This is a genomic window from Gammaproteobacteria bacterium (genome assembly GCA_013817245.1).
Classification (GTDB): Bacteria; Pseudomonadota; Gammaproteobacteria; order HTCC5015; family HTCC5015; genus JACDDA01.
Genome location: JACDDA010000001.1, coordinates 272,909 through 298,938 on the forward strand (window position 1 = coordinate 272,909; position 26,030 = coordinate 298,938).

At 42.6% G+C, this 26,030-nt stretch carries 22 protein-coding genes; 5 read left to right on the forward strand and 17 right to left on the reverse strand.

Going from position 1 to position 26,030, the window contains the following annotated elements:
- The first annotated feature begins 14 nt into the window (after positions 1-14).
- Positions 15-2,156: an FAD-dependent oxidoreductase gene (locus H0W44_01390; GenBank protein ID MBA3581085.1), complete on the forward strand. Its 2,142-nt coding sequence runs from the start codon at positions 15-17 to the stop codon at positions 2,154-2,156.
- Between the two features lie 118 nt (positions 2,157-2,274).
- Positions 2,275-7,200: an Ig-like domain-containing protein gene (locus H0W44_01395; GenBank protein MBA3581086.1), complete on the forward strand. Its 4,926-nt coding sequence runs from the start codon at positions 2,275-2,277 to the stop codon at positions 7,198-7,200.
- 59 nt (positions 7,201-7,259) lie between these two features.
- On the opposite strand, the gene H0W44_01400 is transcribed toward H0W44_01395, so the two are convergent.
- The 17 genes from H0W44_01400 to pilM form a co-directional block, all read right to left on the reverse strand.
- Positions 7,260-7,589, reverse strand: a complete 330-nt coding sequence (locus tag H0W44_01400) for a rhodanese-like domain-containing protein (GenBank protein MBA3581087.1) — start codon at positions 7,587-7,589, stop codon at positions 7,260-7,262.
- 43 nt (positions 7,590-7,632) lie between these two features.
- Positions 7,633-8,040 (reverse strand): hypothetical protein, encoded by a 408-nt coding sequence (locus tag H0W44_01405; protein MBA3581088.1) that lies wholly within the window; start codon positions 8,038-8,040, stop codon positions 7,633-7,635.
- A complete protein-coding gene (locus tag H0W44_01410; GenBank protein ID MBA3581089.1) occupies positions 8,037-8,894 on the reverse strand; it encodes a prepilin-type N-terminal cleavage/methylation domain-containing protein in 858 nt (285 codons plus the stop codon). The genes H0W44_01405 and H0W44_01410 overlap by 4 nt, the downstream gene beginning before the upstream one ends.
- A 1-nt stretch (position 8,895) precedes the next feature.
- On the reverse strand, positions 8,896-9,393 hold the full coding sequence (locus H0W44_01415; GenBank protein MBA3581090.1) for a prepilin-type N-terminal cleavage/methylation domain-containing protein: 498 nt from the start codon (positions 9,391-9,393) through the stop codon (positions 8,896-8,898).
- A complete protein-coding gene (locus H0W44_01420; protein ID MBA3581091.1) occupies positions 9,390-9,854 on the reverse strand; it encodes a prepilin-type N-terminal cleavage/methylation domain-containing protein in 465 nt (154 codons plus the stop codon). Before H0W44_01420 ends, H0W44_01415 begins: the two co-directional genes overlap by 4 nt.
- Before the next feature lie 131 nt (positions 9,855-9,985).
- Positions 9,986-10,381 (reverse strand): type II secretion system protein, encoded by a 396-nt coding sequence (locus H0W44_01425; GenBank protein MBA3581092.1) that lies wholly within the window; start codon positions 10,379-10,381, stop codon positions 9,986-9,988.
- Positions 10,382-10,521: 140 nt separating this feature from the next.
- Positions 10,522-11,136, reverse strand: a complete 615-nt coding sequence (locus H0W44_01430; GenBank protein MBA3581093.1) for a hypothetical protein — start codon at positions 11,134-11,136, stop codon at positions 10,522-10,524.
- 27 nt (positions 11,137-11,163) lie between these two features.
- Positions 11,164-11,673: a hypothetical protein gene (locus H0W44_01435; protein MBA3581094.1), complete on the reverse strand. Its 510-nt coding sequence runs from the start codon at positions 11,671-11,673 to the stop codon at positions 11,164-11,166.
- Between the two features lie 14 nt (positions 11,674-11,687).
- A complete protein-coding gene (locus tag H0W44_01440) occupies positions 11,688-12,911 on the reverse strand; it encodes a type II secretion system F family protein (GenBank protein MBA3581095.1) in 1,224 nt (407 codons plus the stop codon).
- A 21-nt stretch (positions 12,912-12,932) separates the two neighbouring features.
- Complete coding sequence (tadA, locus tag H0W44_01445) at positions 12,933-14,666, reverse strand: Flp pilus assembly complex ATPase component TadA (protein ID MBA3581096.1); 1,734 nt, start codon at positions 14,664-14,666, stop codon at positions 12,933-12,935.
- A 9-nt stretch (positions 14,667-14,675) separates the two neighbouring features.
- Entirely contained in the window at positions 14,676-15,971 is a 1,296-nt protein-coding gene (locus H0W44_01450) for a tetratricopeptide repeat protein (protein ID MBA3581097.1), read from the reverse strand.
- Positions 15,968-16,882, reverse strand: coding sequence for an AAA family ATPase (locus tag H0W44_01455; GenBank protein MBA3581098.1), 915 nt, complete (start codon positions 16,880-16,882; stop codon positions 15,968-15,970). Before H0W44_01455 ends, H0W44_01450 begins: the two co-directional genes overlap by 4 nt.
- Before the next feature lie 12 nt (positions 16,883-16,894).
- Positions 16,895-18,607, reverse strand: coding sequence for a pilus (MSHA type) biogenesis protein MshL (mshL, locus tag H0W44_01460; protein ID MBA3581099.1), 1,713 nt, complete (start codon positions 18,605-18,607; stop codon positions 16,895-16,897).
- Entirely contained in the window at positions 18,604-18,978 is a 375-nt protein-coding gene (locus H0W44_01465) for a hypothetical protein (protein ID MBA3581100.1), read from the reverse strand. Before H0W44_01465 ends, mshL begins: the two co-directional genes overlap by 4 nt.
- Positions 18,971-19,690: a hypothetical protein gene (locus H0W44_01470; GenBank protein MBA3581101.1), complete on the reverse strand. Its 720-nt coding sequence runs from the start codon at positions 19,688-19,690 to the stop codon at positions 18,971-18,973. Before H0W44_01470 ends, H0W44_01465 begins: the two co-directional genes overlap by 8 nt.
- Positions 19,687-20,334 carry a PilN domain-containing protein gene (locus H0W44_01475; GenBank protein ID MBA3581102.1) on the reverse strand — a complete coding sequence of 216 codons (648 nt, stop codon included), beginning with the start codon at positions 20,332-20,334 and terminating at the stop codon, positions 19,687-19,689. The genes H0W44_01470 and H0W44_01475 overlap by 4 nt, the downstream gene beginning before the upstream one ends.
- Complete coding sequence (gene pilM / locus H0W44_01480; protein ID MBA3581103.1) at positions 20,331-21,293, reverse strand: pilus assembly protein PilM; 963 nt, start codon at positions 21,291-21,293, stop codon at positions 20,331-20,333. Before pilM ends, H0W44_01475 begins: the two co-directional genes overlap by 4 nt.
- A gap of 252 nt (positions 21,294-21,545) precedes the next feature.
- Here pilM and H0W44_01485 point away from each other — a divergent pair, with 252 nt between their 5' ends.
- The 3 genes from H0W44_01485 (at position 21,546) to H0W44_01495 (ending at position 26,028) form a co-directional block, all read left to right on the forward strand.
- Positions 21,546-22,496, forward strand: coding sequence for an NAD(P)-dependent alcohol dehydrogenase (locus H0W44_01485; GenBank protein MBA3581104.1), 951 nt, complete (start codon positions 21,546-21,548; stop codon positions 22,494-22,496).
- A 33-nt stretch (positions 22,497-22,529) separates the two neighbouring features.
- Positions 22,530-24,593, forward strand: a complete 2,064-nt coding sequence (locus H0W44_01490) for a TonB-dependent receptor (GenBank protein MBA3581105.1) — start codon at positions 22,530-22,532, stop codon at positions 24,591-24,593.
- A gap of 112 nt (positions 24,594-24,705) precedes the next feature.
- Positions 24,706-26,028: a DEAD/DEAH box helicase gene (locus H0W44_01495; GenBank protein ID MBA3581106.1), complete on the forward strand. Its 1,323-nt coding sequence runs from the start codon at positions 24,706-24,708 to the stop codon at positions 26,026-26,028.
- Positions 26,029-26,030: the final 2 nt, after the last annotated feature.

A 26,030-nucleotide genomic window follows, 5' to 3' on the forward strand; every position in this document is an offset into this window, starting at 1 on the left:
CAAAAGGATTTTTTATGCAAGCCAAACGCTGGGTACTTGCAAGTATCGTTATTTCACTCATTATAATATTTTATGTTTTTGATCTGGGGCAATACTTCAATATCGCCGTCATGCGACAACAGCAAAGCGTTATTCAAGATTATTATCTCGCCCATCCTTTTTTAGCGATCAGTGGATTTTTCTTTTTTTATCTCACCGCCGCCGCTTTATCATTACCCGGTGCGGGATTTTTAAGTTTGTTAGCAGGCGCAGTTTTTGGTGTAACTATCGGCACCATCATAGTTTCTTTTGGCTCTACTCTTGGTGCGACTTTGGCGTTTTTAGGCGCGCGATTTTTATTTCGGGAAAATATAGAAGCGCGTTTCGGTCGTTATTTAAAAAACATCAATGAAGGCTTAGATCGCGATGGTGCTTTGTATTTATTTAGCTTGCGTTTAATTCCTTTATTTCCATTTTTTATTATCAATCCCGTTATGGGTATAACCCGCATTAAAACCTGGACTTTTATGTGGGTGAGTCAATTAGGTATGCTCGCTGCGACTATTATTTATGTGAACGCTGGCACTCAATTAGCGAGTTTAACGACGCATAAATCCATTGTATCCAGCGACGTATGGATTTCATTGGGACTGTTATGTCTGTTCCCGTGGTTAGCAAAATTTTGCATTAGCCGCTGGCAAAACATGCGGGCTTATCGTCACTTTAAAAAACCAAAAAAATTCGATTACAACATCGTAGTGATTGGCGCAGGCTCTGCTGGCTTAGTCAGCGCTTACATCGCCGCAACGGTTAACGCCAAAGTAGCGCTCATTGAAAAACATAAAATGGGTGGTGACTGTTTAAATACGGGCTGCGTGCCTTCTAAAGCTTTATTACGCACTGCTAAATTACGTCATCAAATGCAACACGCCAGTCGTTATGGTTTAGAAGACATTACTGTTGACACGCCGTTTGCTAAAACCCTCGCGCGCGTACACGACATCATCAAAAAAATTGAACCACATGATTCGGTAGAACGTTACACCGCATTAGGCGTAGATTGCATTCAAGGCGAAGCACACATCATTTCGCCATGGGAAGTACGTGTTGATAATAAAACGCTGACCACGCGTAATATCATTATCGCCACGGGCGCATCACCGATGCCGCTGGATATTAAAGACTTAGATAAAGTCGCGCATTACACGTCTGATACGATTTGGAATATTAAAGAACAACCAAAAAATTTAATTGTTATGGGCGGCGGCCCGATCGGTTGCGAATTAGCGCAATGTTTTGCGCGCTTAGGTAGCAAGGTTACTATTGTCACTCAAGGTGCGCGTTTATTACCAAAAGAAGATTTAGAGGTCAGTCAAACATTAGAAGCGGCCTTCATGCAGGAAGGCATTCTTATTGAAAAAGGTTTTACTGCCGATCATGTGAGTGCAGATGCGCACGATAATAAACATTTACATTGCGTGAATGCTAAAGGAGAAATAATCACCTTAGCGTGTGATGCACTGTTGATCGCGGTGGGTCGTAAAGCAAATACACCCAATTTAGATTTAGAAAAACTCGGCATTCGATGTCGCGACAATGGCACCATTTTAACGAATGATTATTTGCAAACAGATGTGCCGAATATTTACGCCTGCGGTGACGTGACTAGCCCTTACCAATTTACTCATACGGCATCACATCAAGCGTGGTATTGCGCAGTCAATGCTTTATTCGGCACGTTTAAAAAATTTCGCGTCGATTATTCAGTGATCCCGTGGTGTACTTTTACGGATCCTGAAATTGCGCATGTCGGACTTAACGAATCCATGGCGCTCGAACAACAGATTCCGTATGAAATCACACGTTATGAATTAAATGATTTAGATCGTGCAATCGCGGATAGCGCGACGCAAGGCTTTGTCAAAATATTGACGCCACCAGGTAAAGATCGCATTTTAGGCATCACTATCGTGGGCGAACACGCGGGGGATTTATTAGCTGAATGCGTATTAGCCATGAAACATGGAATAGGCTTAAACAAATTACTCGGCACTATCCATATATACCCGACATTAGCGGAAGCCAATAAATATGCGGCCGGTAACTGGAAAAAAGCGCACAAACCGGCACTTATTTTGCGTGGCTTACGCCGCTATCATCAATGGCGGCGGCATTAACAAATCTACCGCATCAGCAAGTCGGTCATAGACTCTCATTAGTCGGGAATATTCAGCTTGGCCTGAAACTTGCCGATACTTACGTTAAGGATATTCTTAACTTAACGGACTCAACCACGTGCGCCTTGATAAAAAAAATTTACGTAACTGCGTTGCGTGCCTATTACTCGGTGTTTTTAGTCTATCAGTGCAAGCTGTACAAATTACTTCGCGAGTCGGTCACCAGCATGATGATGCGGAAGAAAGTAATCCGCCTAGCGGCAGTATAGATCGTAATAGCAATAATCTAAGAATGGGATACGTAGGCGTTGCTGCACAACAAGTGGGTATGCGTTTTCCAACCGTTGCGATCCCGCAAGGTGCCACTATTATTAATGCTTATATTGATTTCCGTGCAGACCAAAACAATAGCAATATCAATAATTTTGTCTTAAAAGGCGAAGCAACTAATAATGCCGCCCGTTTTAATAATACTGCCGGCGATATTTCTGGAAGACTTCGTACCACTGCATCGGTTGATTGGTTAAATGTACCTGCGTGGACAGCAGGTAATCAATATCAAACAACGAATATTACTTCTATCGTACAAGAGATTGTAAACCGTGTAGGTTGGAGTAGTGGTAATGCTATGGGTATTTTTGTGGAACCTGGCAGTGGCTGCATCAACTCCACGTGTTCTCGCATCGCCGTTTCATATAACGGCAGCAGCGCCACAGCGCCGCAATTGGTAGTCAACTATACCTTGGGACCTTTAATTGTTAATACCCAAGAAGTCTGTGGCAGCACGAGTTTTATTAGGATAGTTTTTTCTAAAAATTTAAATGCTGCTAGCGCACAAACAGCAGCTAATTATCAAATCAATAACGGTATTACGATATTGGGTGCCGTTTTAGGGGCAGACAATCGCACCGTGACACTCACAACTTCAGCAATGACCACTGGCGTTAATTACATCGTTACTGTCAATAATGTACGAGATACTTTAAGTAATGCAATTGAACCTAATTCCACAACTAATTTTATTTTAAATTTTAATGGCCTAGTGGGTCAGTATTACGACAACGCTGATTTTACGAATCTCGTCTTAACGCGCACCGATAATACGGTCAATTTTAATTGGGTTAATGCAGCACCAGATCCCCTTCTCGGTGCAGATACTTTTAGTGTACGTTGGACCGGCTTTGTAGAAGCACCCACTACCGGCACTTATTTATTTCACACTTACAGCGATGATGGTGTGCGCTTGTATGTGAATGGCAGCTTGGTGATTAATAATTGGACCGATCATTCACGCACCAAAGATACCAGCACCGGCATCGCTTTAACAGCCGGACAAAAATATGCTGTTACCTTAGAATTTGTTGAAAATACTGGTCAAGCCGAAATAGATTTAGCATGGACGCCACCGAGTGTAGCCGAACAAATTATTCCGAATAGCAATTTATTTCGTTGTTACAACGATACCGTTGCGCCCGTCATGAACAGTGCAACCTTGCTGTGCTCAACTAATAATCGCGTCTATGTTACCTTTAATGAAAGCGTGTCTAGCAGTACCGCACAAAACATCGCTAATTATACAATCAACAATGGTTTAACTATTACTAGCGCGGCGTTACAAAGCGATCAACGCACGGTTATTTTAAATACCTCGGCGATGAGCGACTACACCAGCTACACACTCACGGTAAACGGCATACAAGATTTAGCCGGTAACACGATTGCGGCAAACTCCACAGCTTATTTCACTTATCACGGCGGTATACAAACCGCGGGGTTATTAGGCGATTACTACACTCAAAATGGCGTACCACGCGCTTACTTTACCGGCACTGTTGTATCACGCACCGATGCTACGGTGGGTTTTGACTGGGGTAATGGAATTCCGATAACAGGAGTAGCCGCCGATGATTTTTCAGTGCGTTGGACTGGTTATGTGCGTGCAACTACAACAGGTAATTATATTTTCCGCACACGTTCTGACGACGGTATACGTTTATATATAAACAGTAATTTGGTTATTAATAACTGGACTGATCATGGTCCGACGAATAACGACAGTGCGGCTATTGCTTTAACAGCAGGGCAATATTATCCAGTTACAATGGAATTTTATGAACGCGGCGGTGGTGCGGTTGCACAACTTTCTTGGCAACCGCCCAGTGGTAGTTTTGCGATTATTCCTGCATCACAACTAAGTCATTGCGCAATTACTTCTGATTTACGTCTCGAAGCTTATTATGCGATGGAAAGCGCGAGTTGGAATGGCACCGCCAATGAAGTTCGCGACGCTAGCGGCAATGCTTTGCATGGTCGTTCTTACGCCAATCCCACTACCGCCATTACCACTCCTGCATTAAGTGGAAATCCTGGCACTTGTCGTTATGCAAATTTTAATAATGTGAGCTCACAATATCTGAGTGTGAATAACGCAACGCCGTTAAATATGAGCACCGCATTTACCGTTGCAACATGGATCAATCCTAATTCATTACCGGCTAGTGATTACATGACCGTTTTATCAAAAGATGAAAATTATGAAATTCATCTTGATCCTGCCGGTAATGTTTTTTGGTGGTGGCAAAATAGCGCGACTGCCGCGCGTAACATTACCTCCAGCGGAGTTACGATTAATCCGGCGGGCGGTTGGTATCATGTCGCGATTAGTTACGCCAGCAGCGGCCAACAAACTATTTATATTAATGGTGTTGCAAGAGGCACCGCCGCCTACGCTGAAACATTAGCGAACAATACGGATCCATTACAAATCGGCAGTGATCAAACCGCACCGGGACGTTTTTTTAATGGACAAATTGATGAAGTTTATATTGCGTCAAAAGCCTACAGCGCCACTGAAATACAATATTTAATGAGCTTAACGCATCCCTGCACCATCACATCAGATCACATTGCAATTTCACATGCAGGCACGGGCATTACGTGTATGCCCGCGCCGATAACCGTGCGCGTACATCAAGGCGATCATTCCATTGATACGAGTTATACCGGCACTTTATCACTCGCAACATCAACAGGACGCGGTGATTGGGCTTTATTAAGCGGTAACGGTACCGTCAACAATGGCGCTTTAAATGATGGCGCGGCTACTTATAACTTAGTGGGCGCTGATGCCGGTCAAGTACAATTGTCTTTAAAAAATACCACTGCTGAAACCGTCAACATTAATATTACTGACGGCAGCATTTCCGAAACCACAGGCACGGCTACTGCAAGCGAAGATGCGAATCTGGTTTTTTCTGCAACCGGTTTTATTTTTCGCGTGAATGGTGCTGTTGGTAATATCGGTACACAAATCGCCGGTAAAGCATCGAATGTAGCACCGGGAAATCAAACCTTAGATCTTCAAGCCATTCGCACCAGTGATACCACTGGCGCTTGCGAAGCAGCATTAATTGGTAACAACACTATTCAAATGGCATTTGAATGTCAAAATCCAACAACCTGTGCAAGCAATGCTCTGTCGATTAATGGCACGACGGTTACCGGCAATCCCAATGCGAGCATTTCCACTTATAGCAACGTCACTATGGATTTTGGTAATGCGTCGGTTAACAGCTCTGCTGTCGTTTTACGTTACGATGATGCGGGTCAAATTCGTTTACATGCGCGTTACAACATGCCATTAGGTGATGGCACAACGCCATCTGGTAATTATATGCAAGGCAGTAGCAATGCATTTGTCGTCAGACCTTTTGGTGTTTATGTAAACGCGGTCGGAAATCCTGCTGCCACCTCTGCGACCGGCAGTGTTTACACTCGCGCGGGTGTAAATTTCACCGCCACCGCCACCGGTGTTTTATGGCAAGCCGCTGATGACACGAACAATGATGGTATTCCTGACGGCCACAATGATAACAATGCCGCAAACAATGCCAATCTTAGTAACAACACGGCTGCACTAAACTTTGGGCGTGAAAGTGAAACGCTGAATTTATCTGCAAATTTAATTTTACCGTCACCCGGTACCAATCCTATATTAGCCGGCACTACTAACCTGACTATTTTTAATAACGGTCAAAGCAGCGCTAACAATTTAGCTTACAACGAAGTGGGTATTATCGAATTAGATGCCGCATTAACCGACAATGATTATTTAGGCAGTGGTCAACGTTTGTACGGCAAGAGTGGTTACGTCGGCCGATTTACGCCTGATCATTTTGCAATACGTTCGGGCACCACACACACCCATCGCATTAGCAGTGCGTGCGTAAGTGCTGCAACCTTTACGTACATGGAAGAAGACTTTCAACTTAATTATATTCTGACGGCGCAAAATGTTAGCAACGCCACCACTCAAAATTACACGGGTGCCTTTGCGAAATTAAATCCTGTCCTCACCAGCAATTGGAATTTCGGCGCAATCGATAGCGCAACGCCCACGCCATTAAATTCACGTATCGTCGCCAACACTATTACGGGCGCATGGAATAATGGTGATGTAAATGCATTTGCTAATATCACCTTGCGCCGCAGCACGCCGGTTGATGGCCCATTTAATAATTTAGCTATTGGTGTTGCGCCACTTGATAGCGATAACATTCAACTGGCAACAACGGGACTTAATTTAGACACCGACAATAACAGTAGCAATGATCGCGGCTTACTCGATACGCTCGCAGTACGTTATGGTCGTGCACGCTTAAACGCAGTGTTTGGTACCGAGTTATTAGCGCAAGCCTTACCCATCTATGCAGAATATTTTAACGGTACGCAGTTTATTCGTAACATCAGTGATAGTTGCACTAGTTATAACAACAGCCAATTAACGTTTAGTAATCGCCAAGGTTTGAGCAGTGATCCTATCAAATCAGGTTCGGGTACATTCTCAACGGGTCAATACAGCACACCGTTATTATTAAATTCAGCAGGACAATCCGGTTCGGTAGATGTGTTATGGACAGTACCAACTTATTTACAATTCGATTGGGATAATAATGGCAGCTACACTGACAACCCTAGCAACAAAGCCACCTTTGGTATTTACGGCGGCACTAATCGACAAATTTATACACGAGAGCTCTATTAATAGATAACTAGGAATAAATAAAACTAATGGTTACTGCGGTTATATAAACACTGGCGCTATTACTTAACAGTAGAATAAGTTCGCGTTTTCATATTTTCCAAACTGCCGCCATTTTCAACGCGTTTATAACCCATGTCTGCTAAAGTATCTTGAGCAATTCCAGAACGGCGACCACTGCGGCAATACAAGACGATGGTGGCATTTTTATCTTTTGTTACTTCTTGAATACGTTTATCAATTTCATCAAACGGAATATTCACTGCATTATCAATATGGCCAGCCGCATATTCAGTAGCAGTGCGCACATCAATAATAATGACGGGCTGTGCGGCAAAACCCAAGTTAAAAAAAGCTTGGTTTATAATCAATAACATCAGTAATTTTTTCATGGCACTGTCCTAAAAAGTTTTAATGACATCTAATAAAAAATAATTAAGGGTTTTTGATAGAAACACGCACTTGACGATTAACCGCATTGGGAACTGCAAACGCACCTGAACTAGCAGTGGCGGTAATATTAAATACGGTATAAGCATCCGCTAATATACCTTCATCAAAGGTACCATCAGCGCTACATGCTATTGTTACCGTGTAATTTTCAATCACCATGCTGGTAGTAATACCAGCGCAGCCTGCATTCGCCACAATTCGCGACATCGCATAATCTGCGCCCGCACGTGCGGCAAAATAAGCTTGCGTGCGTTGTACGGCATACGCACTAGACATGCTTTGTGAAACGCTCATGCGCGCCACACTTAAGCCCAACACCGACAAAGCCACCAAGATAAAAATCACCATGATGATGCTGATGCCTTGTTGTGATTTTAATAATGTTTTCATGGAACGTTCGCCACATGCACTTGATGCAATAAAGATACGTCGGCCGCATTATTTTGTAATTGCAAATGAATGCTGACCAACCCATGACGTGCACCGGCGCCATTGACATAAGAAAACTGACAACCCACAACATTCACCGCTAAGCGTCTGCCCGTCACGCTGAACGTTGCGAGCGGTTGCGTAGCATTAATGCTATATCCGGCATAGCGCAATAACTCGCCCGTACCCAAATCACACACGTAACTCACCGGTTGATCGACGACAAAAAAACGTTGTTGTGCAGTAGGTGGAATCGGAAAAGGAAATGACCAACCCGCCCCATTATTAAATGTAATTTGATTGCCGCTTACCGCAGTGATCGCTGCTGCGTTAGCGCCGCTATACGCATTAAAAGCACCTACACCCGTGCCGGTGTTATAAATCACTAAACAATCTGAATTACCATTTAAACAATTTGCTAAACCCGCAGGCCCAGGAGTGATGACGCCATTAATGCCACCTAATACATCAAAGCTATCGGTAGCACCATTGGTTAAAGGATTGCCCGTGCCGTTAACTTCCATACGCGCACGAAAGCGTCCACCCGTAGTCGTATTTAAATATTCCAAGCTGGTGCGGGTGCCACTGCTGCTAATCCGAATACTATTAGGTAATGCTGTACGCAGTTCGCGTGACATACGTTGTAAAGCAATATCCGCTTGATCAACTAATTCACCGCGAGCGGCAATATCGGCAAAACTGCGCATCGGCATCACTATGAATTGGGTCGTGATCACACTGAGTATGGTAAGCAAGACCATTACCGTGATCAGCTCAACTAATGTAAATCCATTTTGCGAACGCAGGCTAGTCATCTTAATAATTACCTCGATAACCACTAATGCGCAAAGTGATGGGATAGACATCATGGGTCACGAGTACATTGACTTGTTGCAGTGCAGCTGCATTCGCGCCACTGCCTAATGACGCGGAGCTCACCGTTACGCGCACATTAAAATTACTTAACCCTGCTAAGGCATTACCCAATTGATCGCGCGCGCCGCTCGTATCATTTATACAATTATAATCCTGCACATCATCATACAAGTCTCGTGAGGCTTCTTCGCAACTCGCGGTCTCACCGCCGTCAGGATCTTGAAAATCTTTTAATAAAGCTTCTTCTAAATAACCTTGTGCAATCGCCACTCCTTGTACACGCAAGACTGGATCCGCACTGGCAATAACCGCTTTTTGAAAAACGCCCAACATCGTACCGGCTACGGCTGTAATCACCACAATGACTACAATCATTTCAATTAAAGTAAACCCTTGCAGCGCACGATCATTAATTATTTTATAACGATGGCGCATCATTGCACCCAACCTGTTTCAGGTTCTACTTGAATAGTGCCACTGCCAAGCGTAATCGTAACGCCACTGCTAGGCACACCTTGTCGATCAAAAGAAAAATTACTCGCAGATACCGCAACTCCAGTGGGCGGTGCTTCTGCATAAACGCCGCCACCCGGACGATTTAATGCTTGTGTAAAAGCACCTGTCGCACTTAAGCAGTCACTGCTAACACCCACATCAGCGCGCAACATTAAGCGGTAACCGAAATTACCCGTAGCGACATTCACATCACACGCAGACACTAAGGCAAATTTTTGAGCGAAACGAATTGACGCGCGCATTTCTTCACGAAATGCACCTTCACGAATAGGATTTAAATTTAAGCGACCGTAAGCGACCACAGACAATATACCTAACAGCACCATGATGGCGATCATTTCCACCATCGTAAACCCCGTCATGCGTTTAGGTATAACGCTCATATCATTGTCCAATGAATTACCTATAGATGCTTCAATAAACAGCAAAGCCTATGCCACGCTTGCGAATAGCTGAAGCAGCAAAATAATAAAAGGGGCATAAAGCCCCCTTTATCACTATCGGTAATGGATCATTAACCCCTGGTACAGATCACATTAACCGTGCGCGTTAACGTACTAGCTGTGTGCGTTAAAGTGCATGGTTGTGTCGTCCCTATGGCAGTAGGACCACATACCGCTGTATCTGACAGCGCGTAACCTGCAGGTGGTGCGCCTGTTTGAAATAAGCCACCTAAACTAGAACACGCAGTCGCAACGGCATTAATAGAAACGGCAGGTGTAGTCGTCACATCTGCAGCATAATTAATAGCACTTGCAGCAGCCATTTCAGACGCCACACCATCGATCGCAGCAGCTTGTGCTGCACCGCTTAAGTCTTGATATTTAGCAGTGGCAACTGCACCTAAAATACCTAATAACACCATAACAACTACTAACTCAATTAAAGTAAAACCACTTTGATTACGCATTTTAAAACTCCTAGCTGACTCAGCTTTTTTTATGAACGGGCCGCAACCCACATTTCGTGCCGCAGCACGCTCCTTTCTTACGCTTTGCATTACTCTTTGAAATTTAACGGCTTAACTTATGAAATCTTAAGTGCAATTCATCACATTTTTTCTATAAATATCAAAATAGCTAAAGCAATTGAATAAACAGCCCCACCAAATACCACAGGATGTTTTTCCACCCAACGATCCGGCGCGTCATACACTTTATTTAATTTACTTTCAAACGTTACCGTATCAATCCAATAATTACCCAACACCTCTAAACGCTTTAATACACTGGGTCTAACCATGACGACTAAACTAAATACCATACCGAATACAGCAATAATTAAGCCATAACCTATTAACACATCTAGCAACATTGCTATTCTAAAATCATCTAATGACATACTGAGCGCCGGCTCCCAGCTAGATTTAGAAAAACGCTGAATAGTAATGCCGCGAATCAGCCACACAATAAACCCCGACATTGCAAACAATACAGATCCAGAAATAATATGATGCCGATAAATAAATTTTTCGCTGGCAAAGGATTTATCCGCTAAATTTTTTACTTGTTCATTACTCCAAAAACCAATCCAACGACTAGTTTTTTTATTAAACGTTAAAAAATGAGTCGGCGCGATCATCGCCCATAGACCAATTAACATTACAGCGACTAAACCCGTTAGCCACCATGCGTATAACACTGCGTATATAAAATAGTTTTCCATAACATTACTCCATCCTTTTTTCTAAAATTAATTCAATTGGCGAACTTGCTCCGGCATGTTGCCAGTAGACTCTACCGGCGCCACTACAGGCACCAGCATTGGCACATATTCATTTTGGGTTTTTTGCGCGGGCGGTTGGGGGCTTATTTTGTAATGCCATTCACGGATTTTTTCATTATGAAAAAAATCCGTTTGTTTAAAACGATAAACCACATATTGCTTACTCAAATCAAAATACCATTGCCCGCCTGGAATAGCGTCACTGCTGGAGGCATATTCACCCGCATAATGAATGGGCGCTACTTGTAAAGCATTAAATGGATTGCTGTTCTGAGGTAGTACTTCTGCATGTTCCAACATTTTTCTGAAATGATAAATCTGCAAACCTTGTCTTAATAAAGATAAGGTTTGGTCAATACCGCTAAGTTCAATTTCTTTTTCTAAGCTTTGCAAGCGCGACAACATTGCCCACGTGACCATGCCCGCCAATAAAAACCCCAAGGCGTATTGCAGATATTTTTCGGATCTTTTATCCATGTTCATATAAGAATCTATTTTTTCACCATGTCGACGACATTCCACATCGGCAATAAAATACCCAACATCAACAATAAAACTAAGGCGGCCATACAAATAACTAGAATGGGTTCAATGAGAGAATTAATATGCTTAACGTCATATTCAACTTCACGCTCATAAAATCCAGAGACTTCTTTAAGCATATCGTCCAAACGTCCGGTTTCTTCGCCTACTGCTAACATTTGTAAAGCGAGGCCGGTAAATACGCCACTTTTACGCGCGGTGCGGGTGATAGGTTCACCGCGCTCGATAGCGTCGCGCATGGCGATAATTTTACGGCTGATATATTCATTACCCACCGCATACGCAGTAACGGTAATCGCTTGTAAAATCGGCACGCCGGCATTCAGCGCTAAAGCCAAGGTGCGGGCAAAACGCGCTAAGGTTGCACGCAAAACGATATCGCCAATTTTTGGAAACTGTAATTTAGTTTTATCCCACCACAATAAACCTTCATCCGTTTCAATATGGCGCTTAAAACTCACTACAGCAGAAATAATGGTCAACAACATTAACCACCAATAATTCACCATGAAACCTGAAATGCCCATAATTATTTTGGTTGGCAAAGGTAATTCCAAACCATTTGCACCATAAAAACCGGCGAACTTTGGAATTACAAACGTCATGACAATCACAAATGCAACCGCCATGGTCATCATTACAAACATTGGATAACGTAACGCTTGTTTTATTTGCCGCAGTGTTTCTCTATCGCTTTCTAAATAATCGTGCATTTGCAAAAACACATCTTCTAAACGACCGGTAGTTTCACCGACGCGAATCATGTTGATATATAAAGGTCCAAAGGTTTTAGGATGACGCGCCATTGACGTTGATAACTCACGACCTGTTTCAAGATCATCGGCTACTTGTGAAATGGTTTCAGCAAAACGCGGATTGCGCGCCGACTCAGCTAACAAACGAAAACCTCGAATAATAGGAATACCGGCTTTTTGAATCGCATGACATTGACGTGAAAACAAAATAATGTCGTCATCGCTGGGTAAGTCCCAACCCATTTTTCTTTTTATATCTTTCCAGGCATCAGGTTTTTCAATATGGAGTTCTATGGAAATAGGAAAAACGCCGTTTTGAATCAACATATTAGCAGCTGAATCCACTGCGCTTGCGTCCAGCGAACCTTGCACCGCTTCGCCTGCTTGCGTTCTACCGTTGTAAAGATATTTTGGCATAAGAATTCCTAGCAACCCTGCTTAAAGCTCATCTTCAATACGCTCCACACTGATGCGCATTAATTCTTCGACCGTGGTTAAACCTGACTCTATAAGCTTTAATGCGCGTTGATGCATAGGCACAAACGTTTTGTGGTGTTTAGCGGCTTGTGAAAATGCCACCGAATCATCGGCACGCAATGCATTTAACATAGCGGTGTCCGGTTCTAAAAATTCATACACACCTACGCGCCCTTTGTAACCAGTGTGATTACAATGCGCACAACCTTTACCTTGCTTAACAGTGTCAAAATTTACTTTTCCTTTCATCGTGGCATCTAACCAAACTTTTTCACGCGGATTAAAGGCTCGTTTTTCACCGCATGACTGACACACTCGCCGCACCAAACGCTGTGCAACAATCGCTTGCAAAGAAGACGCTACTAAAAATCCGGGGGCACCCATGTCTAATAAACGATCAATCGTGCTGACTGCATCATTGGTATGCAACGTCGACATGACTAAGTGGCCAGTCATAGCGGCACGTAAACCAATATCAACGGTTTCTTGATCACGCATTTCACCAATCAAAATGATATCGGGATCTTGACGCAAAGCAGCGCGTAATATTTCGACGAATCCTAAGCCTATTTTATGTTTTACTTGGACTTGATTAATGCGCGACATGCGATATTCGACAGGATCTTCAGCCGTAATAATTTTTTTACCCGGCTGGTTTAATTCCTGTAATGCAGCATACAGCGTGGTGGTTTTTCCTGAACCCGTAGGACCTGTCACTAAAATCAAACCATGTGGTCGATGCATAACGGTGCGAAAGTGTGCGACTAAATCAGATTCCATGCCCAACGATTCTAAACCTAATAAATCATTGCTTTGATCCAACAAGCGCATCACCACTGATTCGCCGTATTGCACTGGCATAGTCGATAAACGCACATCAATGTTACGTTGCTTAACGCGAATATGAAAACGTCCATCTTGTGGAATGCGTTTTTCTGAAATATCTAAGCCACCCATGATTTTCAAACGCAAAACTACCGCAGATGAAATTCGAATTTGATCCATCACTTGCTCATATAAAACACCATCAACACGCTGACGAATTCGCAGGACGCGCTCGTCGGGTTCAATATGAATATCGGATGCATTCATTTGTACTGCATCTTCAAAAATAGATTTTAAAAGTTTCGCTACAGGTGCATCATCATCGGACGATGATTCTAATAATTGAGTTAAATCAAAATCGCCGTCGGATAATTCTCGGCCTAATTCTTTCGCTAAGCTGCTAATCTCACTGGTGCGGCGATACACCATATCAAACGTGACTAATAAATCCGCTTCGCGGATTAAAGCGATTTCCGCTTGTTGGCCTAACGATTTAACAATTTCGTCATATGCATATAAATCGGTAGGATCTGCCATGCCGACCACAAAACGACCGTTTTCTGCTTTTAATACTAAAGCTCGATAACGCCTCGCTATTGTCTCCGGAATTTTTTTAACTATCTCTGGATCAAATTCATAATGTTTTAAATCAATTAAAGCCACGCCTAACTGTTTAGATAAAAACTGCAAAAATGCTTCTTCTTCGACATAACCCAAGTCAATTAAGGTGTTGCCTAATTTTCGGCCAAACTTTTTTTGTTCTTTTAATGCTAACTCAAGCTGCTCTTGGCTAATGATGGCATTTTGTACCAGCAAATCCCCAATTCGAATTTTTTTTCTAACGTCTGTTGATTGCGTCCCTACTTGCATCTCACACCTCTATTGACTCAGCGCCGCGAGTCTTTCAACGACATAATGTTGTGCGGCAATATTTAAGCCGCCATATTGCTGCGCTTTTTCATAAGCTTGTTTGGCATTTTTAGGATCCGCTATTTGCTCTAAACCAATCGCTAAACCTAACCACCACGCGGCTTGCGCAGGTGCATCACTTAAAGCTTGTTGGTAATAAGCAACCGATTCTGTAGGACGTTGCAAACGTTGATAAGCTGCGCCTAATAAAGCAAAAAATTCTGGATCATTTTTTACATAAGGCTTAGCGGCTTCTAAAACATCGACCGCGCGCGCAATCTCATTACGATCAATTAATAAACGTGCATATAAATGATTCAACCGTGTGTGACTAGGCGCTAACGCCAAACCTTGCTCAACAACTGTAAAAGCCTCGTTTGCTTTACCATAATCTAAATACAAAGCCGCTAATTGAATTCGAATATCGGTCTGATCGGCTTGTAGACTTAAACTTTGTTGATACAAATCAATTGCGCTAAAACCGTCTCGACTCACTAATGCGTTTAATCCCTGTTCATTAAGTTCTTTATAGCTAGGTTTATTAAAATTACGTTTAACGCCCTCCGTGCGAGCAAGCTTTTGGCTTTCGGAGATCGCAATCGTTTTTCCAGCGGATTGTACAACTTGCGCGTCATTCAATGTTTGCACATCTAAAATCCAGCGAAAACCATACACATCACTAGCAGGCAGCAATAATTTTTGCGTTTGTATAGCTGCGCGGTGTTGAATTTTAATGATTACTTCATCTGCATTTTGTTCAAGCTGAACAGCCAGCAGAGGATTTTTTATTAAAGCAGCAGACGCAGCCGCAGCCGCAGCCGCATTAAATTCTGCTTGCTGCACTTTAATTATCAGCATGTTGTCATTTTGTAGCATCGAAAATTTATCGGCCGCAATGACTTTTTCGGACTCTAGCGTTAAACGTAAACCTTGTTCAGTGTTCATCCAGACAATATTCAGCGCTATATTCGGCGTGATATGCACTTCATTAGCTGGCAATAATTCTGTTTTACTCAAAACCGGTGTCTGCACCGATTTTATAAATTCTGGTTTATAAAAATAATCTGCTTTAGGCGCTAATACTGACGCTAATAACGCTACGGACGCCGTGCTGCTAAGAATTAGCACCAACCATTTGGCCGCTTGCCAATTAAAACGCCCATTTAAATGTTGGCGCCAATCGCTGCGAGTGGCATAAGTCAACGTAGACGTTTCACGTTTTTGACGACGCTCTAAATCTTTTAACATTTGATTAATAATGCTCATTGCAGACTCATCCACCAAGACGCTACTGCTAAAGCAAAACAACATAAACTTAATATTATTACCACATCAACGCCATGCCATTCTAAAAAAGAAATAGGATCTAAACCTTCGGTATCTTCTGCGGCTGCGCTAACATGCTGCGGGGAAATAACCGAGTCACCTTTACCATAAGCTACCAACATTGATTTTCCGCATAAAATATTAATTAAGCGTGGCACACCGCGACTGGCTCTATATAATTGATTTACTGCGGGTCTAGAGAATAAAAATTCTCCTTTATATCCCGCGACACTCAGACGATGGCGCACGTAACCTGCGACCCGTTGAATATCTAAAGCGCCTAAATGCACTGAATAAACAATACGTTGACGTAATTGTCGAATATGTGGTTCGTTTAACTTTTTATCTAACTCCGGCTGACCGAATAAAACAACTTGTAATAATTTACGCTTCTCGGTTTCTAAATTAGTTAACAGACGTAATGCTTCTAAGGTTTTATCGGGCATGGCTTGCACTTCGTCCAAACACAACACGACTTGTTTTCCAGACGTACTTAATTCAATCAACCGTTCGTAAATATGATTAACTAAACGATTATGGTCCTGCAGTTTATTGCTAGAAATTCCTAACTCTGCACCTATAGCCATGCGCAATCCACTGGGGCTTAAATAGGGATTGGGAACATACGCGGTGTAAAAACGCTGTGTGTCTAATCTGTTTAATAATTCGCGACACAATAAGGTTTTACCCGTGCCAACTTCGCCTACGACTTTGACAAATCCTTCGCCGCTTTCTAAGGCAATTAACAACGTATTTAAGGCTTGTTGCTGCCCTTCGTGACAAAAAAAGTATTGCGTGTCAGGCGACAAGGAAAATGGTTTTTCTTTTAAGCCAAAATAATTTTCGTACATGACTATCAGCCGTTAACGGAAATTACTAATGCGTTGTTTGACTTGTTCTCTATCATTATCCCAAACTTCATTGGCTCCATCATCGATTACAGTGGGCTTGAGCAGTATTACCAATTCATTACGTTTTTTGATCGATTGCGTATGTTTAAATAAATGACCTATCAAAGGTAAATCTTTTAGAAATGGCAAACCACCTTCATTTTTAATCGTGTAATCTTTCATCAAACCGCCTATGACTACGATTTGCTGATTTTTAGCTTTGATAATTGAATCTGATTCTCTAACCGTACTAAAAGCCAGAGGTAAAACTTGTGTCTGATTAGCTAAAGTAATTTGTTTTATCTGATCTTTTACTTCGCTTACAGAAGGATGCACATGCAATATCACATCACCATTTTCATCAATTTGTGGCGTGACATCTAAAGCAATGCCTGAGAAAAATGGCGTTAATGTAATTTCTGGTGTAGTCGTTGTGCTGGTACCGGTTGTGGTCGTAGATTTAACTTCAGTGACAAAATATTCATCCGAGCCCACTTTAATAACTGCTTTTTGATTATTAACCGTAGAAATGCGCGGACTCGACAAGACATTGGCAGTGCCTTGCGTATCTAACAAACGCAGTATTACTTCAAAATCATTGCCCGTTACTGCATATGTAAACACATTACCAAAGCCTTTGATGATGTCAGAGCCTAATGCCCCAGGCAAAGTGCTCGCCAAGCTGTTGTCATAAAACTCTGAATTGCCATTAACTAATTCAATTTGACTTGCGGTTCTATTAGTTGAACCACTTTGATTTAAAGCGACCCAGTTAATGCCCGCTTGATGCGTCTCACTTAATTCGACTTCAATTATTTTTGCTTCTAAAATAACTTGTCTATGCAATGAAGTATTGGCGGTCGCTAAAAAACGACCCACGTCACGCAACTCAGCAGGCAAGGCGCGCACGACCACTAAACCGGCTTGTGCATTTGTCACCACACTGCGACCTGCTGATTCTCCAATGATAGAACGCAAGCTAGCTTCTAAATTACCCCAGAAATCCATTTTATTTTCGGTTCTTAATTTTGTTGATTCAAAAGCTTGCGCACTGCTGCTGTCGTTTCGGTTACTTGAGTTATTACTACTGCCGTTGTTATTAGTATCGGCTAATTGTCCTGAGGTCACGCGCATATTCGATTCGCCGCGTCGATCTATATTTAAATAATTCACATAAAATATTTTTGATTGTAGACGAGCGGGCAACACCATATAACTATTACCTTGACGCTCATATTCATATCCATAGACTTCTCGTACAATTTCCATTAACTCTGGAATGCTAATGCGCTTTAGATCCAACGTAATCACACCCACTACATCGGGATGCACGATCATATTAATAGATGAATCTTGGATTAAACTCATAAAAAATGTTTTTGCGGGAAGTTTTGCTACATTAATATCAAAACGTTCTTGTTCTAGCTTTTTAATGCCAGCCGTTTTATTGCTATCGCTCACCACATACCCCGGCAACATAGCGTCTTGAACAGCAGCGGGTGGCGCGCCCGGAATTTCGCTATCCACTTTTTTATCAACTGTTAAAGCTTCGGCAATATAAGCTTCTGGTCCGCGTTTTTTAGCTTTAGTGTTTTGCTCATCGGATTTTTTAGGCGTTGAATTACAAGCTGCTAAAAATATAGTCAGCGCTACTATTAAAATTTTAAACACAAAATAGTGTTTCATCGCGGCATATCCTTTTGCTCTTCTTTCAATATTTTAGTATGCATATTAACTGCGAAGCGCGAACCTGCGCTTTGCAATACTACTTTATTAGCTTCAATTGCCATGACTTCTGCACCGGCAACACGATCGCCAACGCTAACTAGTTTTTCATTCAAAATAGCGATTCGCCGTTCTGGCGAAATAAAAATAGACTGTAAGCGCCATGGTGATTGCACTTCACCACTACGCACAACATGATTGCTAGCGCTAACCGCTTGTGCAGGACGTAGTGGATCACGCAAACCCTCTACCGCATACGCTAAGCAGCCGTAACCATAGCCAAAACCAAAACATAAAACTGCCGCGACAATCATGAAAAATGATTTATACACCTATCCATCCCTCCGTAAGACTCATCGTTTCTAACTCTAACCGCATGATGGCACGCGGATAATCTTTGGTGCGGATGTCTACCGCTTGCCAACGAATATGCCAACTCATTTTTTCTAATTGCTGAACATAGGCCAGCATATCTAAATAACTACCTTCAACTTCTAATTCAAAACGATGCCGATACACATTAGGCAACGTTGGCTTATCCGCTGGCGGAGTGTCGCCGACCGTGGTGATATTGATGGCTTGGTTGTCAGTTAAAAACACGGGTAAAGATTTTTTTAATTCTATTCTTAGTAGACTTAAACTGTTTTGAGCTTGGAGCATATCTCGCAGTGCTTTAACCATTTGTTGCGACGACACAAATGACAAAGCTTTGCTTTCCAATTCTTTATCTATGCGCTGCATTTCAATTTCTAATTGCGCTAGATGTTGACGTTCACGCGCCGTGGGATCTTGTGCAAGTTTTTCTCGTAGTGCGGTTTGCAGAACTATTTGTTGTTTTAATTTATTCTCAATGTCAGCAATTTTTGCTGCATTATTTTTGCGTGCTTGAAGTTGATCTGACAATAAAGCCTGATCCCACAGAAACAATACAATCAATGCTCCGCTTACCGCGATAATCAGTCGCTCTCTAAAACTCAACGCGTTGATTTTATGCGTGTATTCGGTGTATTTTTTACGTCCGGATAAGCTTCTGAATAAGTTCATTTCGTCTTATTCTCCTTAATCCAAGCGATCATTTTTAATTCTTCATCTTTAATCGTTTCAGTAGCTAAAACGAAATTAAGTTGGCCGCTATTCTTTTCATCGCGCATCGCCATTACGGTACGAAAATCACGACCATTAAAACCAACCGAACGGCTTAAGTCTGCCAAAAACTGTGGCAAAGCACTTGCACTGGAGGTCGCGCCTTCGATTAATAATTCATTGCCTTTGCTATGAATATAAAAATGATCTACCCATAACCCCATTGGCACTTGTTCCGCCAAACCTTTTAACAACACTGAAAATTGAGCTTGTGGTTCTTCCATAGGTTGTTGAATGTGACTTAACAACAGACGTTTGCGTTCCATACGCAATTCAGCAGCACGCACCGAACGCTGCATAGAAACATCTACTTTTTGTGTTTGGATGGCGGCTTGCATGGTTTGCACATCGTGCTCCATTGCCGTCAGAGATTCTTGATACGCTTGTGCGTGAGCGTTTCTAGAATAATTAAACGCCGCCAAGCTGGCAGAAGTAATAACAATAAATAATAAACTTCCCGCCAATAACAAAAATATATGTTGCGCAGATAACTGAATGATGGGTGCGCGAAATTGGTCTTGGTAAAAATTAATGTGCTGTTTCATGCGGCCACCTCTTTTTCTAAAGCCGCCGCACGTGTTGCCATACCCATTAGCACACAGGTGTCTAAATTAATTTTGTCTGGCAAAACCAAACGTGAAAACGGCAAAGTGGCTGTATTAAAAGGCAATAATTGCATATTTAAATTGCGCAACATTTGCGTTAAACGCTCATCTTCTAATGCTGGTGCTAATAAGGAAATTTTGGGTGGTGCTTGTTTGAAATTAACTTCAAAAAAATCTAATGAGCGCTGTACTTCTAACACCAGACGATCTAACCAGGCGTTATCGACACTGCCGGCTTGCATAGCATCTGCATGACCCCAATCTAAACGACGGCTAATATGAAACAGTCCTTGTTTAATCATCACCAACAAACCTTCATGCGCATTCAACATGACAGCTAACACACCATTCTCATGGCCATTTTCTATTTGCTGTAGTTGTTGCACCAAACTATGACGACAAGCCAACTCCGCAACATCAATCACGTCAGGTTGTAAGCCGCTGGCTAATAAACCATCCAGTCGAAGCTGAATAACATCACGATGAGCAACAGCTGCAAAATAACGATGCTCGCCTTCAATTACACGACCCGGACTTTCAAATACTTCGATCACTGCTTGATCAAGCGCAAAAGGTAAAAATTCACGTAACTTCCAACCAGCAGCTGCGCGCAACTCTATTGGTGATAATTTCGGTAAGGCAAGTTGATGTAATTGATAATCTGAAAACGGCAACGCCAAGTGAACACGTGCGCCGCGCAATTGTTGTTTATTAACCCATGCAGCTAAAACGTCTGCCCACTCCATCGATTCGCAGGCTAATTGATGAATTTCACAGGCCGTTTTACTGTTAGGTGTAGCAGGAACACCGTGCAATACCGCCAGCATTAAACCGTGCTCAGCGAAACTTAACGCCACGTGCGCTTTATTCGTTGTCGGTTTTTGCCATTTTTTCCACACAGCCTGCATCCTTTCCTATTATGTTGCTTCCCTAATCGCTCTAATCCTCAGAGCTTGCGCTTTACAGCGGCATCGCCGCCTACTTCTTGACACTTTTATGTCAGTGTTCGTTAATTCCTTTAGGTAATGAAGTCACTAGAACCGTTTTAATGCCGTGTTATAGTAAGCGCCCGGTTAACAGTTCCTTGGCAACTTACCGGAAAAACCGCGAAATCATCGCAACCTAATCACGATAACCTGCAGGTTCGACCAATGCGCGCCATGGTGCTTAAATTTTACGGCGGCCCCGAAGCCTTCGTACTCGAAAATCTTCCTACGCCTATCGCAGGAGATGATGAATTACTTATCAAGATTCACGCCAGTTCTGTAAATCCTTCTGATGTCAAAATTCGGCGCGGCGATATTAAAATTTTTTCGGGTAAACGTTATCCGAAGATTTCAATCTTGGGGTACGACATTGCCGGTGAAGTGGTTGAAGTCGGCAAGAATGTGCAGGGCTTTCGTACCGGTGATGCGGTTTATGCTTTATCACAAGGCAAACAAGGCGGTGGTTATGCCGAATACGTGGCGCTGCCCGCTAAACAAGTCGCACACAAACCGCATAATTTAGATTTTCTACAAGCTGCAAGCGTACCGCTAGGCGCACTCACTGCGTGGCAAGCACTCAAATTTAGCCATCGCACACTGGCTGGCCACGACATACTTATTAATGGTGCCTGTGGCGGTGTTGGTATTTATGCCGTGCAGCTCGCGAAACACCTAGGCGCCAATATTACGGCGGTCGCGCATCCTGAACATCAACAACTGATGCGGGATTTTGGCGCTGATCGTGTGTTGGATTACAGTGTTGACGACTTTATGCACTATGCCGGTTCGTATGATTTAATTTTTGATGTCGCCGCAAAACGCAGTTATGCAGAATGTAAATCCAAACTTAAACCCAAAGGTCGCTATCTCACCACGGTACCAAATAATTTCACGATGTTGCATATTGTTATGACGCATTTACGTCCTGGCAAAAAAGCCGCCTTTTTAATAGCGGCCGCAGAAGGCTCGCGTCTCGCTGAAATTTCGCAACTCATTGAAAAAAATATCTTACGCCCCATCGTCGACCAAGTGTTTCCCTTAGAACAAATTGGCGCAGCCCAAACCTATTACGAAACTGGTAACACCCAAGGACGTAATGTCATCCAAATCATTTAAACTTCGTGCTCAAAATATATTAGCGGATTAATTATGTTTAGAACTCTTGTGCTTTTGCTCGTGTTCATCAGCACCTCTGTGCTTGCTGATGATGGAACTAACCCCACTTCTTTAGAAGAAATCAAAGTCACTGCCGAAAAACGTGATCTATCGATCATGACACCCAAAACCCAACAGTTACTAAAAACGGCGGGCACCCATGGCGATCCTTTAGTCGCGGTTTTTAGCTTGCCCGGCGTAACCTTTGTGAGTGATACACAAAGCGCGCCGGCCGTGCGTGGTGCTGCGCCCGAAGACAATAGTTATGTGATCGATTTTATTCCGGCTAGTTATGTTTTCCATATGTTTGGCGACAGTATTTTTAATGAAAATGTTATTTATGATTTTGATTTAATCCCAGCTGCATTTGGCAATGAATACGCGAATGCCACCGGCGCGGTGATTGATGTAACGTTACGTAATCCAAAACAAACGGATTTTACGGCAACTTTAGATTGGAGTTTTTTACGCACCGGCGTTTTAATTGAAAGTGCGCTCAGTGAAAACCAAGCATTTTATGCTTCTTATCGGCGCAGTTTAATTGACCAATTTTATCCAGAAAGCGAACAAGACAAGCTCGAAAAAGAAGAAGGTATAAAAGTTAATAGCTTGCCCGTTTCAACAGACTATCAAGTTAAATATCGCTGGATGGCTAGCGACCAACATAATGTTAGCGTGGTCTTAGCCGGTGCTAGCGATGAGGTCGCTGCTACTTTAAAACAAAATTCTAATGATGTGTTGCGTGATCCCGATTTATTAGGCTTCGCTAAAATTGCATTAGGATTTGATAGCCAAGGTTTAATTTGGGATTGGGATAGCGATCAATATCATACACAACTTAAAACCGCGCTTAGTCATATCAATACGCAATATGCGGTTAGTTATGGCAGCGCGCAATATCAAAACACCGATGCCAACAGTACCATTTTAAAAACCGAACTGGGTTTTATTATTAATGCGCAACATCAAGCCATTATTGGCGGCGGTTTTGATAATACCGATTATGCTTATACGCTAGACGCTAAAATTAGACCTTGCGGTTTTTTTGTAGCCGATTGCGCAACCACAGACGCGATCCGTTACACATTAAACGATCAGTTGACCATTAATACCGTAGATTTATATATTGAAGACCAATGGCAAATAACGTCACGCTTAAGTATTACGCCAGGATTACATTACAGCCAAGATGATTACTTAAAAGAAAATATTACTGAACCGCGAGTGCGCGCCCTATTTCGCATGACCGATGATTGGCGTATCACTGCCGCCTTCGGTCGTTATCATCAACGTCCGCAATTATTTGAAATATTACCGACGATTGGCAATCCTGAATTACATTCACCCAAAGCGACGCATTATGTCGCGGGTCTAGAACATGATTTTTCTGATGGCTGGAGTTGGAAATCAGAAATTTATTATAAAAAACTTTATGACTTAGTCTTAAGTTTAGATCCTGCGACGGATCTTGATGCGGCTAATAACTATAGCAATGATGCTGCAGGCAAAGCGTACGGTGTAGAATTTTTCTTGAACAAAAACTTTACCGAACATTGGTATGGCTGGACTTCGTTAAGCCTTGCTAAAACCGAACGCCATAATGAACGCACAGGTGAAACGCGTCCGTTTGATTACGATAAACCGGTTATTTTAAATATAGTGGCTAACTACCAATGGAATCCTAATTGGTTACTGGGAATTAAATGGAGTGTGCAAAGTGGCACTTTATATACACCGATTGTAGATGTGCAAACGAACGCTAACAATCCTGCGATAATTGATCCGATCTACGGCGAGATTAATTCCGAACGCTTGCCGTTTTATCATCGTTTAGATATTCGCTTAGAACGAAATTTTAATTTTCCACGTAATCAATTATCTTTATTTGTGGATTTATTAAACGCGTATGGTCAACGCAATGTCGATGGCTATTATTTATCATCCAATGGCAATAGCACGGAGTCAGCTACTCCTGATGGTTTTGGCCAAAATGTGCCGGTTTCAGCTACCGAAGGCATAGGATTTTTCCCTTCGATTGGCGTAAAAATGACCTTCTGATAGGCCCAATCAGCAGTATCTCTCGTATGTTATAAGCACTTACTGTAAGCTGCGCGCCTTCATCTTATAGCTTCAGCGCCGCTGTACTTCATTATTGGTAAGGATCTCAGTCATGACATTTGCTTCTTTAGGTTTATCTGAACCTTTACTTCGTGCCGTCAGCGAAAAAAATTACACCGAACCATCGCCCATTCAAATTAAAGCTATTCCTGCCGTATTAGCGGGACGTGATGTGATGGCGGCGGCACAAACCGGCACCGGCAAAACCGCAGGTTTTACTTTGCCGTTATTACAACGCTTAAGTGAAAACAATGCTGCGCATGCGCCGAATTCAGTGCGCGCATTAATTTTAACACCGACACGCGAATTGGCTGCTCAAGTAGGCGAAAGCGTTAAATATTACGGTAAACATTTGCCGCTGCGCTCGATGGTGGTTTTTGGTGGTGTAAAAATTAATCCGCAAATGATGCAATTACGGCGCGGCGTTGATGTGTTGGTTGCCACACCCGGCCGCTTATTAGATTTGTTTCAACAAAATGCAGTAAAACTTAATCAAGTGCAGATTTTAGTATTAGACGAAGCTGATCGCATGTTAGACATGGGGTTTATCAATGACATTAAAAAAATCCTCGTCGCGTTACCGAAACAACGCCAAAATTTAATGTTCTCTGCTACTTTTTCGGATGATATTCGTCGTTTAACGCAAGGCTTATTAAACAATCCAGTGGAGATTGAAGTCAGTCCGCGTAATGCTGCGGCCAATACCGTTACACAATGGGTGCATCCCGTTGATAAAAGTCGCAAAGCTGCCTTGCTCAGTCATTTGTTAATTAATAATAGTTGGAATCAAATCTTAGTTTTTTCGCGAACCAAACATGGCGCCAATCATTTAACCGAAAAATTAAACAAAGATGGCATTAAAGCCACCGCAATTCACGGCAACAAAACTCAATCAGCGCGCACCAAAGCATTAGCCGATTTTAAAAGTGGTAAAGTTCGTGTATTGGTTGCGACCGATATTGCTGCTCGCGGTTTAGATATTAGTCAATTACCCATGGTGATTAATTTTGATCTGCCCAACATAGCCGAAGATTATGTGCATCGTATCGGTCGCACCGGTCGTGCAGGTGCCGATGGCCAAGCCTTTTCACTGGTTAGCGCCGATGAAAAAGATTATTTATCCAGCATTGAAAAATTAATTCGTCAAACTTTGTTACGCAAAGTGGTAGATGGTTATGAACCGAATCACAATGTGCCGCAAACACCCGCCGGCGATAAAGCCAGACCACGTTCACAAGCAAGACCTAATAGCCCGAAAAAACCCGCGTCACAAGCACCGCGCTCGGCAAAACCTGCTGCGCCCAATCAACGCCGCACTACCACTTCTGCAAAACCACAAAACAGAAAACCAAAACCCCAAGGTCGCAAACCTTAAAA

What these genes read in the sequence shown, in the direction of transcription:
- H0W44_01390 (MBA3581085.1), top strand. Translation starts at nt 15, where the DNA reads ATGCAAGCCAAACGCTGGGTACTTGCAAGTATCGTTATTTCACTCATT.
- H0W44_01400 (MBA3581087.1), bottom strand. Translation starts at nt 7,589, where the DNA reads ATGAAAAAATTACTGATGTTATTGATTATAAACCAAGCTTTTTTTAAC.
- H0W44_01405 (MBA3581088.1), bottom strand. Translation starts at nt 8,040, where the DNA reads ATGAAAACATTATTAAAATCACAACAAGGCATCAGCATCATCATGGTG.
- H0W44_01410 (MBA3581089.1), bottom strand. Translation starts at nt 8,894, where the DNA reads ATGACTAGCCTGCGTTCGCAAAATGGATTTACATTAGTTGAGCTGATC.
- H0W44_01415 (MBA3581090.1), bottom strand. Translation starts at nt 9,393, where the DNA reads ATGATGCGCCATCGTTATAAAATAATTAATGATCGTGCGCTGCAAGGG.
- H0W44_01420 (MBA3581091.1), bottom strand. Translation starts at nt 9,854, where the DNA reads ATGAGCGTTATACCTAAACGCATGACGGGGTTTACGATGGTGGAAATG.
- H0W44_01425 (MBA3581092.1), bottom strand. Translation starts at nt 10,381, where the DNA reads ATGCGTAATCAAAGTGGTTTTACTTTAATTGAGTTAGTAGTTGTTATG.
- H0W44_01430 (MBA3581093.1), bottom strand. Translation starts at nt 11,136, where the DNA reads ATGGAAAACTATTTTATATACGCAGTGTTATACGCATGGTGGCTAACG.
- H0W44_01435 (MBA3581094.1), bottom strand. Translation starts at nt 11,673, where the DNA reads ATGGATAAAAGATCCGAAAAATATCTGCAATACGCCTTGGGGTTTTTA.
- H0W44_01440 (MBA3581095.1), bottom strand. Translation starts at nt 12,911, where the DNA reads ATGCCAAAATATCTTTACAACGGTAGAACGCAAGCAGGCGAAGCGGTG.
- tadA (MBA3581096.1), bottom strand. Translation starts at nt 14,666, where the DNA reads ATGCAAGTAGGGACGCAATCAACAGACGTTAGAAAAAAAATTCGAATT.
- H0W44_01450 (MBA3581097.1), bottom strand. Translation starts at nt 15,971, where the DNA reads ATGAGCATTATTAATCAAATGTTAAAAGATTTAGAGCGTCGTCAAAAA.
- H0W44_01455 (MBA3581098.1), bottom strand. Translation starts at nt 16,882, where the DNA reads ATGTACGAAAATTATTTTGGCTTAAAAGAAAAACCATTTTCCTTGTCG.
- mshL (MBA3581099.1), bottom strand. Translation starts at nt 18,607, where the DNA reads ATGAAACACTATTTTGTGTTTAAAATTTTAATAGTAGCGCTGACTATA.
- H0W44_01470 (MBA3581101.1), bottom strand. Translation starts at nt 19,690, where the DNA reads ATGAACTTATTCAGAAGCTTATCCGGACGTAAAAAATACACCGAATAC.
- H0W44_01475 (MBA3581102.1), bottom strand. Translation starts at nt 20,334, where the DNA reads ATGAAACAGCACATTAATTTTTACCAAGACCAATTTCGCGCACCCATC.
- H0W44_01485 (MBA3581104.1), top strand. Translation starts at nt 21,546, where the DNA reads ATGCGCGCCATGGTGCTTAAATTTTACGGCGGCCCCGAAGCCTTCGTA.
- H0W44_01490 (MBA3581105.1), top strand. Translation starts at nt 22,530, where the DNA reads ATGTTTAGAACTCTTGTGCTTTTGCTCGTGTTCATCAGCACCTCTGTG.
- H0W44_01495 (MBA3581106.1), top strand. Translation starts at nt 24,706, where the DNA reads ATGACATTTGCTTCTTTAGGTTTATCTGAACCTTTACTTCGTGCCGTC.